Origin of the sequence: Arcicella aurantiaca (genome assembly GCF_003148625.1) — a bacterium.
Classification (GTDB): Bacteria; Bacteroidota; Bacteroidia; order Cytophagales; family Spirosomataceae; genus Arcicella; species Arcicella aurantiaca.
In genome coordinates this window covers 31,279-45,072 of record NZ_QGGO01000030.1, presented here as the reverse complement: position 1 = coordinate 45,072, position 13,794 = coordinate 31,279, and the positions used below count along the sequence as shown (strand labels likewise).

The 13,794-nt window shown below is 36.1% G+C and carries 15 protein-coding genes; 7 read left to right on the top strand and 8 right to left on the bottom strand.

The features are described 5' to 3' along the window. Positions 1-19: 19 nt before the first annotated feature. Both LV89_RS20430 and LV89_RS20425 read right to left on the bottom strand, forming a co-directional pair. Positions 20-871, bottom strand: coding sequence for an alpha/beta hydrolase (locus tag LV89_RS20430; protein ID WP_109744781.1), 852 nt, complete (start codon positions 869-871; stop codon positions 20-22). A 145-nt stretch (positions 872-1,016) separates the two neighbouring features. Further along, the gene (locus LV89_RS20425) at positions 1,017-1,904 is read right to left on the bottom strand and encodes a fructosamine kinase family protein (protein WP_109744780.1); all 888 of its coding nucleotides are present in this window, start codon (positions 1,902-1,904) and stop codon (positions 1,017-1,019) included. A 119-nt stretch (positions 1,905-2,023) separates the two neighbouring features. On the opposite strand from LV89_RS20425, the gene LV89_RS20420 reads away from it, so the two are divergent. Further along, on the top strand, positions 2,024-2,326 hold the full coding sequence (locus LV89_RS20420) for a (2Fe-2S) ferredoxin domain-containing protein (RefSeq protein WP_109744779.1): 303 nt from the start codon (positions 2,024-2,026) through the stop codon (positions 2,324-2,326). 95 nt (positions 2,327-2,421) lie between these two features. Further along, complete coding sequence (locus LV89_RS20415; protein WP_109744778.1) at positions 2,422-3,039, top strand: hypothetical protein; 618 nt, start codon at positions 2,422-2,424, stop codon at positions 3,037-3,039. 3 nt (positions 3,040-3,042) lie between these two features. Here the strand turns inward: LV89_RS20415 and LV89_RS20410 are convergent, their stop codons facing one another. Genes LV89_RS20410 through LV89_RS20400 form a run of 3 tightly spaced genes read right to left on the bottom strand, consistent with a single transcriptional unit; the run spans position 3,043 to position 4,320 of the window. Further along, on the bottom strand, positions 3,043-3,246 hold the full coding sequence (locus tag LV89_RS20410) for a DUF4926 domain-containing protein (protein ID WP_229201563.1): 204 nt from the start codon (positions 3,244-3,246) through the stop codon (positions 3,043-3,045). A gap of 8 nt (positions 3,247-3,254) precedes the next feature. Next, a complete protein-coding gene (locus LV89_RS20405; RefSeq protein WP_109744777.1) occupies positions 3,255-3,593 on the bottom strand; it encodes a DUF6883 domain-containing protein in 339 nt (112 codons plus the stop codon). A gap of 28 nt (positions 3,594-3,621) precedes the next feature. Continuing rightward, complete coding sequence (locus tag LV89_RS20400; protein WP_109744776.1) at positions 3,622-4,320, bottom strand: YjjG family noncanonical pyrimidine nucleotidase; 699 nt, start codon at positions 4,318-4,320, stop codon at positions 3,622-3,624. Positions 4,321-4,494: 174 nt separating this feature from the next. On the opposite strand from LV89_RS20400, the gene LV89_RS20395 reads away from it, so the two are divergent. From LV89_RS20395 to LV89_RS20380, 4 genes are all read left to right on the top strand, one after another. Further along, positions 4,495-4,821 (top strand): DUF3467 domain-containing protein, encoded by a 327-nt coding sequence (locus LV89_RS20395; RefSeq protein WP_109744804.1) that lies wholly within the window; start codon positions 4,495-4,497, stop codon positions 4,819-4,821. 191 nt (positions 4,822-5,012) lie between these two features. Continuing rightward, on the top strand, positions 5,013-6,473 hold the full coding sequence (locus LV89_RS20390; RefSeq protein ID WP_109744775.1) for a tagaturonate reductase: 1,461 nt from the start codon (positions 5,013-5,015) through the stop codon (positions 6,471-6,473). Positions 6,474-6,571: 98 nt separating this feature from the next. Further along, positions 6,572-7,576, top strand: coding sequence for a sugar kinase (locus LV89_RS20385; protein ID WP_109744774.1), 1,005 nt, complete (start codon positions 6,572-6,574; stop codon positions 7,574-7,576). Positions 7,577-7,781: 205 nt separating this feature from the next. Then, the gene (locus tag LV89_RS20380) at positions 7,782-8,441 is read left to right on the top strand and encodes a bifunctional 4-hydroxy-2-oxoglutarate aldolase/2-dehydro-3-deoxy-phosphogluconate aldolase (RefSeq protein WP_109744773.1); all 660 of its coding nucleotides are present in this window, start codon (positions 7,782-7,784) and stop codon (positions 8,439-8,441) included. A 48-nt stretch (positions 8,442-8,489) separates the two neighbouring features. Here the strand turns inward: LV89_RS20380 and LV89_RS20375 are convergent, their stop codons facing one another. From LV89_RS20375 to LV89_RS20365, 3 genes are all read right to left on the bottom strand, one after another. Continuing rightward, positions 8,490-8,996, bottom strand: coding sequence for a hypothetical protein (locus LV89_RS20375; RefSeq protein WP_109744772.1), 507 nt, complete (start codon positions 8,994-8,996; stop codon positions 8,490-8,492). Positions 8,997-9,120: 124 nt separating this feature from the next. Then, complete coding sequence (gene mreC, locus LV89_RS20370) at positions 9,121-9,966, bottom strand: rod shape-determining protein MreC (protein ID WP_109744771.1); 846 nt, start codon at positions 9,964-9,966, stop codon at positions 9,121-9,123. Positions 9,967-10,103: 137 nt separating this feature from the next. After that, complete coding sequence (locus tag LV89_RS20365; RefSeq protein WP_109744770.1) at positions 10,104-11,129, bottom strand: rod shape-determining protein; 1,026 nt, start codon at positions 11,127-11,129, stop codon at positions 10,104-10,106. Positions 11,130-11,499: 370 nt separating this feature from the next. Between LV89_RS20365 and LV89_RS20360 the strand changes: the two genes are divergently transcribed. Beyond that, complete coding sequence (locus LV89_RS20360) at positions 11,500-13,632, top strand: tetratricopeptide repeat protein (protein WP_109744769.1); 2,133 nt, start codon at positions 11,500-11,502, stop codon at positions 13,630-13,632. The last annotated feature ends 162 nt before the right edge of the window (positions 13,633-13,794 follow it).

Sequence of the window (13,794 nt, the reverse complement as noted above, 5' to 3'; positions counted from 1 at the left end):
TAACTGTTCACTGAAAAAACTATTCCCTAAAATCCCCCTTCTCATATTTATCAAAGAGTAAGTCAAAATGTCCTTTTAGGATTTCTTCTAATTTATGGTGATACTCGGGGAATGATGGCAAATTATTATGTCCGCCACCGTAAATAGGTATCAATCTGGCAGTTAACGGTACAAGATTTTGCAAACGGACTGACGAAGAATACGGAATTAACCAGTCTTTCGTGCCATGAATAATGTAAATGGGACAACGTACATAACGAATCCAAATGTCGGTTCTGATACTAAAACGCAACAGAATAGAAATAGGCATGAAAGGTAAAAAACGGTTTGTCAGATGCGAAAATGAATAATAGGGAGCATCTAAAATCAACATTTTCGGACGATTATTGGAGGCTAATTTACAGGCAAAACCACTACCCAACGACCGTCCGTAAACTACAATGTCTTCTTGTTTATACCCATATTTTGCCCGCATTCGGTTATAAACGTATTGAGCATCTTTATTGAGAGCTTCTTCTGTTCGCTTACCTATGGATTTTCCAAAACCACGATAATCAATCATGACCACATCATAGCCGTGTCTTGTGAAATCGACTGCATATTTAGACCAGCCTTTTATACTTCGTGTATTGCCATGAAAATACATCACTAAGCCAACGGGTTTTTCATGATAAAATCGTAATCCATTGATTTTTACGCCTTCTTCGGGTTCAAAATGCAGTTCCTCAAAAGGGTCATCATATTTGTACTCAAAATCTGGGTGAAGTTTTTCAGGTTTGAAAATAAACCGTTCTTGAATAAAATAGGCAATAATGCACAAGGCTACGTAGCCTATACCTATGTAAATCCAAGTTTCGGTTGATAAATTCATGATGGGGTTTGGGGTGAGTATATTAGCACACGGATTTTACGGATTAGACACGGATTCAAATTTAATATAATTTGACACTGATAAATTGATAAAACCTTCTAAGTATAAATCCGTGTCTAATCCGTAAAATCCGTGTTCCATCTCGTCAATTCAAAAATTTCTTCAAAATCTTCTCAACGGCATCTAAATATCCTCCTCCAAACAAATTCACATGAACCATCAAAGGATATAAATTATACAAAGGAATACGGTCGCCAAAACCATTTTCAATTGGATTGACTTCGTGATACGCCTCATAAAAACTGGTTTCAAAACCACCAAACATGGTAGTAAAAGCCAATTCTGCTTCACGCAAACCATAATAACACGCTGGGTCAACTAAACCTACAAAACCTTGATTATCTGTCATCACATTGCCCGACCATAAGTCTCCATGCAATAAGGCAGGCTTATCGTTTGGAATCAATGACGGTAACTTTTCATACAATTGATTAAACTTTGCGTGTAATTCTTCCGAAATTTTACGGTCGTAAAGTGCTAAACCTGCTTGAACTTTCAAACGTTTTTCGATAAAAAATGCTACGCCATCTTCCATCCATTCATTCGACTGACGTAAAGCACCGATATAATTATTGAAATCTAAACCAAATTGAGCGTTGCTATGTTTGTGTAGATTTGCCAATTTTTGTCCGAAATCCTGCCAATAATTTGCTTGTTTGTAGCTGGCAGTCAGAAACTCCATCATCAAATATTCTTTATCAACAATTTTCCCATGATTGATAACTTTTGGAATCGACATCACACCTGTATCGCTCAAAACTTGTAAACTGCGGGCTTCTGAAGCAAACATTTCTTCATGGTCGCCCTGATTCCATTTGATAAAATAGTCGCCTTCTGCAACGGTTACTTTTACGGCAAGATTAAAATTTCCACCATAAAAAAACTGAAAATCAAGCACTTTGGGCTGGTGTCCTAAGTTCTCAAAAAGAATACTTTCAATAAATTGATACTGCTCTTGTGTCTGAAAAGTCATATTTTAAGGGAGTCGTAAGTCCTAAGTCTGTAAGTTGTAAGCCAAATTTAAGAGAAAACTGTTAAATTGCATGATAGCTTTGGCTAAGAATTCATCCCCACAATTACCATTACAAAATAATGAAATACAAAAAACACGTTTTTGTCTGTACAAATCAGAAAGATGCACCCAAGAAATGTTGCGGTGACGAAAGAGGAAATGCTTTAGTTGATGCTTTCAAAAATTCAATGAAAGAAAAAGGTTTATTGCCAGCAATGAGAGCTCAAAAAACGGGTTGTTTAGATGTCTGTGCTTTTGGACCAGCAGTGATGGTTTATCCAGAAGGAATTATGTACGGAAACGTTCAATTATCTGACGTTGAGGAAATCATTGAAAGCCATTTAATTAACGACCAACCCGTTGAGCGTTTAGTTATTGCGTAATTTTCTTAGGTAGAGACGTTGCCCGCAACGTCTTTCCATTTTACAAAACAAATTATCAAAATCACAGGAAAGATTCCTGTGGTACAGCCACCAATATGTACCGAATATATCCAACCTTATTAAATTCTTTTGCTCTGTTTGAAGAGAAAACCACTGATTCGCAGGGGGAAATTATTGTGGATATGTGGGAAATGCTTGACCGAATCAACCGTGTAAAAAAGCCAACGACTGCGGCTCAACAAAAAGGAATTGATTTTGAAAAAGCCGTCGTAACGGGTGAAAATGAAGATGAGTTTAAAGAAGGCGTTATTGAAAAAGCAAGAGCATTGCTACCTTCAAAATACAAAACGCAGTTTTATTCGGAAGCGAAATATAAAAATTGCTTGATTTACGGTTTCGTGGATTTGGTTGGTGGCGACCGTGCCGTTGACTTAAAATCTACTCGACGATATGAACCCAAGCGTTTTGAGTTCAATCATCAGAATTTGTATTTATTGGGACTAAAAAAGTACGGCATAAAAACTTTAGACTACGTTATTACCGACTTTGAGGAAGTTTATCAAGAAACGTACACTTTTGATGCTTACGATTTCAAACCACTTTATCAGCAAATCGACAATTTTGTAGATTTCTTGGAGCAACATAAAAAACTCATTAAAGACAAGAAGATTTTTGATAACAGAACGGATAATAATCAGTTGTCGTTGTTTTAGGAATTATGCGGCAATTGGTTCATAATATACCTTTATTAATTGCTCAGCCTTCAAAATAGGCATTGCATAAGTAATGCCTTTCGTATCAGCAAACTCTACAAGAAAAACATCCATATCTATCTCCTCCACAATTGTTCCTAAAGCTCCTTTTTTGAGTTTTGGTGTTTCAATGTCTTCCGTTAAGACTACAATATCTAATAATTCCATATTCTTAATTATTTTATGAGAACATAACAACTTGTCATACGTGGGAAGTTCTCTTCAGTTTTTAAAATCCATGAGGTTCTAACGATAGAACGCTTTGGAGGATTAACTAATTCAAAATCAACACAATAAATGTCTCCGTATTCCGATGTTTCAACAAAAATGGCATCATTAATTAATACAGCCGTTTCGATAGAATCTTTCAAATAAAGATAATTTTCAGTCGTAATATCAAGTGCAGATTTGAAAACACGGGCTTTATGCTTACCAACTGGATGTTCTTCTGAGAGACAATAGTTGAGTAGTTTTCTTTCATCAATAAAGGCTTTTTCAGCAAAGGGTAAAATCATATTATAAATTTAATAATATTTTTCAACCCTACAAAATCCCCTTCAACTCCGCTAAATCCTGTATTTCATACTTCGGTTTTATCGAAATTTCTTGCGAACGTTGGTCGGGATTAAAGAAAACGGCATCAATGCCCACACGAGTTGCCCCTACAATATCCGACTGAAAACTGTCGCCAATCATCAAACATTCTTGAGGCACTGCTCCTACTTTTTTCAAAGCATATTCAAAAATCCGAGAATCTGGTTTTTTATATCCTGAATTTTGAGACGTAACTACTTCTTTAAAATAATGCGTAATCTGCCCTGCATTCATTTTTACCGACTGAATTTCATCAAAACCATTCGTGATAATATGCAAAGGATATTTTGGAAAAAGATATTCTAACGTCTCTTTGGCATTGGGCAAAAGGTTGTGTTTTTTAGAAGAAATTTTGATGTAAGTATCAGACAATTCATCACAAACTTCATGATTATCAACGCCTAATCCACTAAAAATCAAACGAAAGCGAGAATGACGCAATTCGGGTTGCGAAATTCTTCCTGCTTCGTATTTATCCCAAAGTTGATGGTTAATTTCATTGAATTTAAGATAAAATTGTGAAGACGATGGCACGCCCAAAGCCTGCAAATTGAAATCATGGAAAACTTCCTCTAAAGCAATTCTTGAATTGGTATTATGGTCCCAAAGGGTATGGTCGAGGTCAAAGAAAATGTGTTTATATCTCATTAAAACGTTGATTTTTACGCAATTTAGGACTGATTTTTGTTAAGCTATCAATAATTTATACATTTGTAGAAACTATTGTTTTTCGATGTCAGAATTTCGGTATTTGATGTTTGTAAGAAAACCCAAGCATCGAACATCGGAAAACGAATATTGAAAACAAACATCGAATTTAAAATGGCAAAACAGCAACAACAAGACGAAAATCAGCTTAATGTAGAATTAACTGAAGAAATGGCTGAGGGTGAATACGTAAACTTAGCAATGATTGCTCACTCGCAAAGTGAGTTTGTGATAGATTTTATCAAAATGATGCCTGGAATCCCGAAGGCAAGAGTAAAATCAAGAGTTATTCTTACGCCTGACCACGTGTATAGATTAATGAATGCCTTGAAAGAAAATATTCAGAAATACGAAGAAGCTTACGGAGCTATTTCTGAAGACCAAAATCAAATAGGATTTCAATTTCCGATGAACTACCGTGGACCAATTGGAGAAGCATAATTCTGAAAATAGAATCTTCAGTAACAAAAAAGCGTAAAACGCATCAGAGAATTCTCTGAAAACGTTTACGCTTTTTTTGTTTATAAAAAAACGAGTAATTTTAGCTAAAATCACCAAATTGTTGCTCAAAATCGAGTATATCCGTAGGCAAATTATTCTTTCAAAACTATAACTAAAATAAATAACGTACAATGAATGTTAAACTTAACAAATCTCATATAGCTTCTAACTCGACTCATCTGAGTAAACATCTTAATTTACCTGACCCTAAAGTTTTTGACTTACCCGAAAAGGTTTTACAATTTGGTACAGGAGTTCTACTTCGTGGACTTTGTGATTATTTTATCGACAAAGCCAACAAACAAGGTATTTTTAATGGTAGAGTTGTTGTGGTTAAATCTACGGACAAAGGTGGTGCCGATGATTTTAATGAACAAGACGGTCTTTACACTCACTCTGTAAAGGGAATCGAAAATGGAGAAGCTATTGAAGAATACATTCTTAATGCGTCTATATCTCGTACTTTATCTGCCCGTAATCAATGGCAAGAAATTTTATATTGTGCCAAAAATCCAGCAATGCAGATTGTGTTTTCAAACACTACCGAAGTTGGTATTTCATTATTGGAAGGTGATAAAATTACGAGTAACCCTCCAACCTCATATCCTGTAAAATTATTAGCATTTCTTTATGAGCGTTGGCAAGCGTTTAAGGGTTCGCCAGAAAGCGGAATGGTTATCGTACCAACAGAATTAATCGTTGGCAATGGTGATTTATTGAAAGAAATCGTTTTCAAACAAGCTCATGCAAATGCCCTTGAACCAGCATTTATTGAATGGTTGGAGCAACACAATAATTTCTGTAACTCATTGGTTGACAGAATTGTACCGGGAAAACCAGAAAAAGAAGCAATCGAAGAATTACAGCAAAAATTAGGTTACGAAGATAACATCATGGTTCTTTCAGAAGCTTATCGTTTGTGGGCAATTCAAGGAGATGAAAAAGTACGTAAAGTATTATCATTTGCACAAGCAGACTCTGGGGTTGTTATCGAAAATGATATTGAAATTTACCGTGAATTAAAACTTCGTATGCTCAACGGAACGCACTCTTTACAGTGTGGGATGGCATATTTATTAGGTTTCAGAACGGTAAAAGACGTAATGTCAAATGGATATTTAAGCAGAATCATCACCAATTTGATGTTAGGCGAAATGTCTTTAGCCATTCCTTATAAAATTGATGCTAAAACTCGTGACCGTTTCGGAAGAATGGTACTTGACCGTTTCCGTAACCCATTCTTGAACCATAAATTATTAGATATTACGGTTCAATATACCGCAAAAATGAAGATGCGTAATATTCCAATTCTTTTACAATATTATAAAGAATTTGGAAAAGCACCTGAGCTTTTTGCGATGGGATTTGCTGCCTATTTACAATTTATGCACGGTGTAAAAGAAGTAAATGGCACCTATTACGGAGAATCAAACGGAGAGTTTTATCCAATCAACTGTAACTTTGCTCCATATTTCTATGAAGCTTGGCAAGCAGGTTTTGATTTAGAAAAAGTGTTAGCTAACGTTAGCCTTTGGGGAGAAGACCTCACGAAATTAGACGGATTTACTGATGCCGTTAGAAAATATTTGTAAGAAGAATTTGTAACACAGACTTTAGTCTGTAATGTAAATACAGTATTTTACTTACAGACTGAAGTCTGTGTTACTTTACATTGAAAATAACACAAATAATGAAAGTAATTACCTTTGGAGAAGTCATGATGAGGCTGAGTACGCCCAATTTCTCACGATTTTCTCAGGCAACTCAATTTGATATAAATTTTGGTGGTGGCGAAGCAAACGTTGCCTCTTCATTAGCCATTTTTGGTATTCCTGCAAGTCATGCAACTCGTTTTCCAAATAATGATTTGGGACAAGCAGCAACGGCGGTTTACAAAAAATATGGCGTTGGTACTGAGGCCATTTCTTATGGTGGCGACCGTCTGGGAATATACTTTGTTGAAAAAGGAGCAGCTATGCGTCCGAGTAAAGTAGTTTACGACCGTGCTAATTCATCATTTGCTACCTTACAACCTTCTGATTTTAATTGGGAAGAAATTTTGAAAGGAGCAACTTGGTTTCATTTTACGGGTATTTCTCCAGCCATTTCTGAAGGAGCAGCACAGGCTTGTTTAGAAGCAGTACAAACGGCTTCACGCTTAGGGGTAAAGGTTTCTGCCGATGTGGGTTATCGTTCAAATCTTTGGAAATGGGGCAAAAGACCAAACGAAGTAATGCCACAATTAATCGAATATTGCGACGTAATTGTTTGTAGTAAAGGCGATGCAGCTGATATGTTTGAAATTAAGCCTAATGACGAAAAAGGTAGTTTCAAATCGGTTTGTAAGCAAATTATGGAGCGTTTCCCGAAGGTAAAGAAAATTCTTACTACTAAACGTGGGCAAATTTCGGCTTCTCATAATACACTTTCTGGTAGAGCTTGGGACGGCACGCAAATGATTGAAACAGAAGCCATTGACATTCCAGATATTGTAGATAGAATTGGTGGTGGTGATGCCTTCATGGGTGGATACATTTATGGAGAATTGACTTACCAAGACACTCAAAAAGCTCTTGAATTTGCCGTAGCAGCTTCAGCCTTGAAACACACCGTAGAAGGCGATTTCAACCTTGTAAGCGTACAAGAAGTTGAAGCCGTAATGGCAGGTGATGTAAGTGGACGATTGAAAAGATAGTTTAAGGGGACGGGAGGAATGAGTTAGTTAAGTTTAGCACTTTACTTTAGGAAAAGCATAAATTTAAAGTACCAAGCATCTTCCGTTGAACTTCCCGAAAGTTAAAAACTTTCGGGAAGTTATTCCAAAGTTTAATAATTTTTAAATAACACTTAGAAGAAACGAAACTTACGTTTTAAATACCTTCTATCTGATTACAAACAAAATGAAATTTACAAAAGAAGAATTATACGCAAAACTTGACGAAGTGCCAATCATGCCTTTGTTCAATCACCCTGATATTGAAGTAAGCAAAGCAGTTGTAAAAGCTTGCTACGACGGTGGAATCAAGGTTTTTGAATATACCAATCGTGGAGAAGGTGCTGCCCAAGTTTTTGCAGAATTAGTAAAATATATTCGCCAAGAATTACCCGATATGGCAATCGGAATTGGTACTGTTTTCACGGCTGAAGAGGCTGAATATTTCGTTAGTTTAGATACTGACTTTATTGTACAACCTTGCCTTAACCCTGAAGTTGGAGCGGTTTGTCAGAAACACGAAATGGCATGGTTTCCAGGCGTAATGACCGTTTCTGAGATTTTCCAAGCTCAACAAGCAGGTTCAGATATTGTAAAGATTTTCCCTGCCAATGTACTCGGAACGGCATTTATCAAGGCAATTAAAGGTCCAATGCCAAAAGCAAAAGTAATGGTAACGGGTGGCGTTGAGCCTAACGAAGAAAACTTAAAAGGTTGGTTCTCAGCAGGTGTTACGGCTGTCGGAATGGGTTCTCAATTATTTCCAAAGGCAGTTTTAGAGTCTGGAAATTTTGCAGAAACTACTGAGATAGTAAAGAAATGTGTTGCCTTAGTGAAAGGATTTTAAATTATTTTTCTACGGAAGTCGTCTTTTGAAAGAAGACTTCCGTAGAAACTAATCTCTTCTAAAAAACTGAATAATGACGATAACTACCGTCGTAAAAACAGTACTACAAATCACCTTCAATAATACAGGAAGGAACAAGCCCCAATCAGAAGCTTCTAATAAGAAAAGTACAAAATGGTGAATCACCGTTAAAACCGCTGTATAAGTTACAAACCATGGCAAACCCATTGAGCTAAGACTAAGTGTTTGACGTTCGTCATAGCCACGTTGTGGAGTCAATAATGAAATAACTGACGGTCTTAAAAAGGCGATTAAAGTCATTGCAGCAGCATTGGCTCCGATAGTATTATAAAAAACATCTACCGTCAAGCCTGCAAAAAAACCAAGTAAAATCAAAGTTACTCGATTGGTTTCGAAGGGTAAAAGCGTCACACTGGCAATATATGCAAAACAAAACGCATAGTCGAAAAGTACCAATTGTCTTACAAAAAATATCTGTAACAAAAGGTAAAAACCAAAGACCAGCACTTGTGATAATATATTTTTCTGAGTCATTTATTATTTATAGTAAGCGAAAAGCGATTTGCGAAAAGCGAATACTTAAATACAGTGAATTTCATTCATGTTTTTTGTAATCACAGTAGCAAACCACCCTAAATATTTTTAGCATTACGTGGATTTATTTCACTTTTACGTCGTTAGTTTTCTCTTCCAAAGTCTTCTGTTCGTTCATTAACTTATTATTTATCACATATACATAAGCAAGTGTGTGAAAATTCGTTGCTAATTGAACTTCAATATCATGGAATGTTTGGTCGGCTTTTACACCAACTTTTTTAACATAACCGATGGTGATATTGGGAGGAAAAACGTAGTTAAAATCGGAGGTTACAACTGTATCTTTTGGTTTGACTAATTTATACCTTGAAACCTCAGTCATTTCAACAATATCTGGGTTAACGCCATCCCATTTTACAGAACCTATTTCATTATTTCTCTTCAATTTAGCCGAAACTGAATATTCAGAGTGTAAAATTGAAATCACAATTGAAATATGAGCTGAACAAGATTTGATTTTACCAACAACACCCGTTGATGAAATAACGCCCATTCCCGGAGCAAGTCCATCGGCAGAGCCTTTATCAATCGTAATATAATTGTTAAATTGAGTAGTTGTAAGATTTTGAACCTTAGCAACAACAAATTTAAAGCGACTCGCCACAGCAGAATCTGCTTTATAATTTACAATAGACTTATCAAGTTGTTGTGCCTGCAATTTGGCAACCAATTCATTTAAACGGCTATTTTCGGTTGCTAAATCTTTATTAACATTTCTCAAATTAGAATATTCTGTAATCGAATTTGAGGTTTCTAAAGCTTTGGCAGCGTAATAGTTAGTCGTATTAAAAAAGATGGCGTTTGGATAGTTATTGTAGGAATAAAAAAACCAAAGACTCAGCACCTCCAAAATTGCGAACAAAATGAAGGCCCGTTGTCTGGATATAAACTGAATGAGTTGGTACATTTTTTTAGAGATTAGAGAACAGATGAGAGAGTTAAGCGAAAAGAGTATAAAGAAAATCCAAGAGTGATGCCTCAAATGAGTCTAATTCTCTTCAAATTTCTCTATACTCTTTACGCTATCATTTATTCTCTTTTTGACTACGAAATAAGAATTGGCTTGAAGTGGTCTAAATGTTTCAAGACCTCACCTGTTCCACGTACAACCGCTCTTAAAGGGTCATCTGCAATATGGATTGGTAATTTTGTTTTGTTAGCCAAACGTTTATCTAAACCATGCAATAATGCACCACCACCCGTTAAGTGGATACCGTTGTGGTAAATATCAGCAGAAAGTTCAGGAGGAGAAACCTCTAAGGCTTTCATTACGGCTTCTTCAATTTTAGAAATTGATTTATCTAAAGCGTAAGCAATTTCTGAATAAGTTACTTTAATTTCTTTTGGAATACCAGTCATTAAGTCACGACCACGGATTTCATAATCTGCTGGAGGAGTTTCTAATTCTGGCAATGCCGAACCAACTTCAATTTTGATTAATTCTGCTGAACGCTCACCAATCAAAAGGTTGTGTTCACGACGCATATAATCTACAATATCACGAGTAAAAACGTCTCCTGCAATACGTACAGAAGCCTCACAAACGATACCAGAAAGGGCAATAACCGCAATTTCAGTTGTACCACCACCGATGTCCACAATCATTGAACCGTTTGGTTGTTCAATGTCAATACCGATACCAATTGCCGCAGCGATAGGCTCATGAACCATGTAAACTTCCTTCGCTCCTGCGTGTTCGGCAGAGTCTTTTACGGCACGTTTCTCAACTTCCGTAATACCCGAAGGAATACAAATAACCATACGATGAGAAGGCGTAAAGAAACGACTTCCTGTATCAATCATTTTTATCATGCCACGAATCATCAATTCGGCAGCGGTAAAGTCAGCAATTACTCCATCTTTTAAAGGACGGATTGTTTTGATATTTTCATTGGTTTTTTCGTGCATTTGCATTGCCTTATTTCCAATTGCTAACACTTTGTTGGTAGCTTTATCAAGGGCAATGATTGATGGCTCGTCAACCACAATTCTATCTTTGTGAATAATTAACGTATTGGCAGTACCAAGGTCAATTGCAATGTCTGAAGTTAGGAAGCTAAATAATCCCATTTTTTATGATTAGTTCTTTGTTATCTGAGTTTAAATTTTTGAGTATTCGTTACCGATTAGTTTCTGTTTGATTATGCTGCAATAGCTTGATTAATAGCGAGTTCCAACACTAAATTCTAACACCTAAATCCTAACACCTACTTAGGTTACATAAAGTTACCTAAAATTATACATAGTAAAATGTATATTTCTTGTAAAAGTACAAAAATAATGAGAATCAAGGAGAAATTATTGAAAGCGGAACTAAATTCTTTTATTTTAGGCATTTAAACGAAACATAATTAACAAAAGGTAGTTTTTTGCTGGATGTTTTTAGTTTTGCATAGATTTTGTGTAGAAATCTCTAAAAGTCAATTCCCTTACTCATAACATGGCAAAGAATAAAGTTTCTCAGAATTCTAAAAATACTCCTCAGAAACCCCAAACGGTCAATCAGGCAGCGAAAATTGTCAAAGAACCTGAAGTTTTGGTTGAACCAATACCTTATACAGAACGTAATTTTTGGATTTTATCGGGTATCATCACGGTCTGTGCTTTGATTGCCTATCTTCCCGGTTTTCAGAACGGCTATGTTTGGGATGATATGTTTTATATCGTCAATAATGAAGATTTACGAGCGGTTTCTTTCCAAAATTTCAAGATCTTAATTTCTGATTTTTATCTTGGTAACTGGCACCCACTCACGATGGTGACTTATTACATCGAATATTCTTTGGTAAAAGATACGGCTTGGGTCTATCACCTCGACAATACGATTATTCATGTTATCAACAGTATTTTGGTATTTAAAGTCGTAGAAAAACTGAGTAAAAACTTCTTGATTGGAGCCGTTACGGCGGTACTTTTTGCTATTCACCCACTACACGTGGAGTCGGTAGTTTGGGCGGCAGAACGTAAAGACGTGCTTTATACCTTATTTTTACTTTTGTCATTTTGGCAATATTTGAAATACACTTCTGTTGTCTGTGAGGACACAGACAACGGCGGAGCTACAAACTGGAAAAATAAGAATTTCTGGTACGCATTGGGGTTATTCATTCTTTCGTGTTTATCGAAAGGTATGGCGGTAATTTTGCCCGTAGTATTTTTGATTACTGATTATTTTATCTTGAATCGTAAGCAAATCATCAAAATTGGTATTGAAAAAGCTCCGTTTTTTATCATTTCATTGATTACGGGTATTATCTCCATCAAAGCTCAAAGTGATGCAGGAGCAAATGCTACCAAAGTTATTAGTGATGCGTACACTTTCTCAGAACGTTTTTTTATGATAAATTATGGCGTGTTATATTATTGGGTTAAAATGGTTTTACCAACCAATTTGATTGCCTTTTACCCTTATCCTCAAAAGCCTACGGGAACAATTCCTTCCATTTATTACTCAGCTTTTGCGGGCGTTTTGGCATTGGCGATTGCTCTGTTTTGGTTGGGTCGCAAGAATAAATTAGTATGGTGGGGAGGTTTATATTTCTTGATTGTGATTTTCCCTGTTTCGCAAGTGTTGCCTGTGGGTAGTGCCTTGATGGCTGACCGTTATTTTTATGTTTCTTCGATTGGTCCTTTGGTGATTTTGGCAGTTTTTGCCAATCGTTTGTATCAAAAAGCAAGTACCAATAAATTGATGCCAGCAGTTGGAATGATACTATTATTAGGTTTAACATTTCTTTCATTTAACCAATCAACGCATTGGAAAGATACACTTACGTTGTTTTCGCCAATTTATGAAAAACACCCCAACGACCCTATGGTAACAAGCAACATGGGTTGGTATTGGTTTGGAAAAAAAGACAACGAAAAGGCTAAATTTTATTTTGAAGAAACACATAAAACGTCTTTCAAAACGGCAGATGTGCATACGGCTTTGGGGCAAATTTACTTCGATGAAAAGAAATATGATTTGACCGTTGAGAACTTTGAAGCAGCTCTAAAAATCAAGCCAAAAGAAATGCAAAACCTCCACTGGATGCTTGGAGCGGCATATTATTATACAGGAAAATACAATATTGCCATTGATGAATCGCAAATTGCGTTGGATAAATCGGACAACAAAAACCAATTTGCTCAGAATATTATGGGTTTGTGTTTGGCGAAACAAGGAAAAGAAGCGGAAGCCATGAAACGCTATGAAACGGCAATGAAATTAGATGCTAAGTTTGCCGACCCGCACATCAATATCAGCACGATTTTGAACCACAAAGGCGACCATAAAGGCGAAATTACGGAACTTGAAAAAGCCATTACAATCGACCCAAAAGCGACTGTAGCTTACAAAAATTTAGGTGTTGCCTACAAATCAATGGGCGACTGGCAAAATGCGATAAAAGCTTGGGAGAAAGGCATCAAAGCCGACCCTAAAGATGGTAGTTTTGATTATAACATTGGCTTGGAATACGGTCAGCACGGAGATTTTCCAAACGGTATAAAAGCCATGCAAAGTGCCGTAGCCAAAGGCGACCAAAATGCAACGGGATTTTTAACGCAGAGAGGGATTCCTTTGAAGTAGGTTATTCAATGTCTGAACTAAGATTTTGATGATTAAATGATTTTAGGATTCCAATACTTGTCATTATTCCTAAAATCTATGAATCAAAAAAATCATAGTTCAGACTTTTTTATTTTTAATTTCCTAAAAAATTAGGAAATTAAAAAATAATCAACTATTTTT

What these genes read in the sequence shown, in the direction of transcription:
- LV89_RS20430 (WP_109744781.1), bottom strand. Translation starts at nt 871, where the DNA reads ATGAATTTATCAACCGAAACTTGGATTTACATAGGTATAGGCTACGTA.
- LV89_RS20425 (WP_109744780.1), bottom strand. Translation starts at nt 1,904, where the DNA reads ATGACTTTTCAGACACAAGAGCAGTATCAATTTATTGAAAGTATTCTT.
- LV89_RS20420 (WP_109744779.1), top strand. Translation starts at nt 2,024, where the DNA reads ATGAAATACAAAAAACACGTTTTTGTCTGTACAAATCAGAAAGATGCA.
- LV89_RS20415 (WP_109744778.1), top strand. Translation starts at nt 2,422, where the DNA reads ATGTACCGAATATATCCAACCTTATTAAATTCTTTTGCTCTGTTTGAA.
- LV89_RS20410 (WP_229201563.1), bottom strand. Translation starts at nt 3,246, where the DNA reads ATGGAATTATTAGATATTGTAGTCTTAACGGAAGACATTGAAACACCA.
- LV89_RS20405 (WP_109744777.1), bottom strand. Translation starts at nt 3,593, where the DNA reads ATGATTTTACCCTTTGCTGAAAAAGCCTTTATTGATGAAAGAAAACTA.
- LV89_RS20400 (WP_109744776.1), bottom strand. Translation starts at nt 4,320, where the DNA reads ATGAGATATAAACACATTTTCTTTGACCTCGACCATACCCTTTGGGAC.
- LV89_RS20395 (WP_109744804.1), top strand. Translation starts at nt 4,495, where the DNA reads ATGGCAAAACAGCAACAACAAGACGAAAATCAGCTTAATGTAGAATTA.
- LV89_RS20390 (WP_109744775.1), top strand. Translation starts at nt 5,013, where the DNA reads ATGAATGTTAAACTTAACAAATCTCATATAGCTTCTAACTCGACTCAT.
- LV89_RS20385 (WP_109744774.1), top strand. Translation starts at nt 6,572, where the DNA reads ATGAAAGTAATTACCTTTGGAGAAGTCATGATGAGGCTGAGTACGCCC.
- LV89_RS20380 (WP_109744773.1), top strand. Translation starts at nt 7,782, where the DNA reads ATGAAATTTACAAAAGAAGAATTATACGCAAAACTTGACGAAGTGCCA.
- LV89_RS20375 (WP_109744772.1), bottom strand. Translation starts at nt 8,996, where the DNA reads ATGACTCAGAAAAATATATTATCACAAGTGCTGGTCTTTGGTTTTTAC.
- mreC (WP_109744771.1), bottom strand. Translation starts at nt 9,966, where the DNA reads ATGTACCAACTCATTCAGTTTATATCCAGACAACGGGCCTTCATTTTG.
- LV89_RS20365 (WP_109744770.1), bottom strand. Translation starts at nt 11,129, where the DNA reads ATGGGATTATTTAGCTTCCTAACTTCAGACATTGCAATTGACCTTGGT.
- LV89_RS20360 (WP_109744769.1), top strand. Translation starts at nt 11,500, where the DNA reads ATGGCAAAGAATAAAGTTTCTCAGAATTCTAAAAATACTCCTCAGAAA.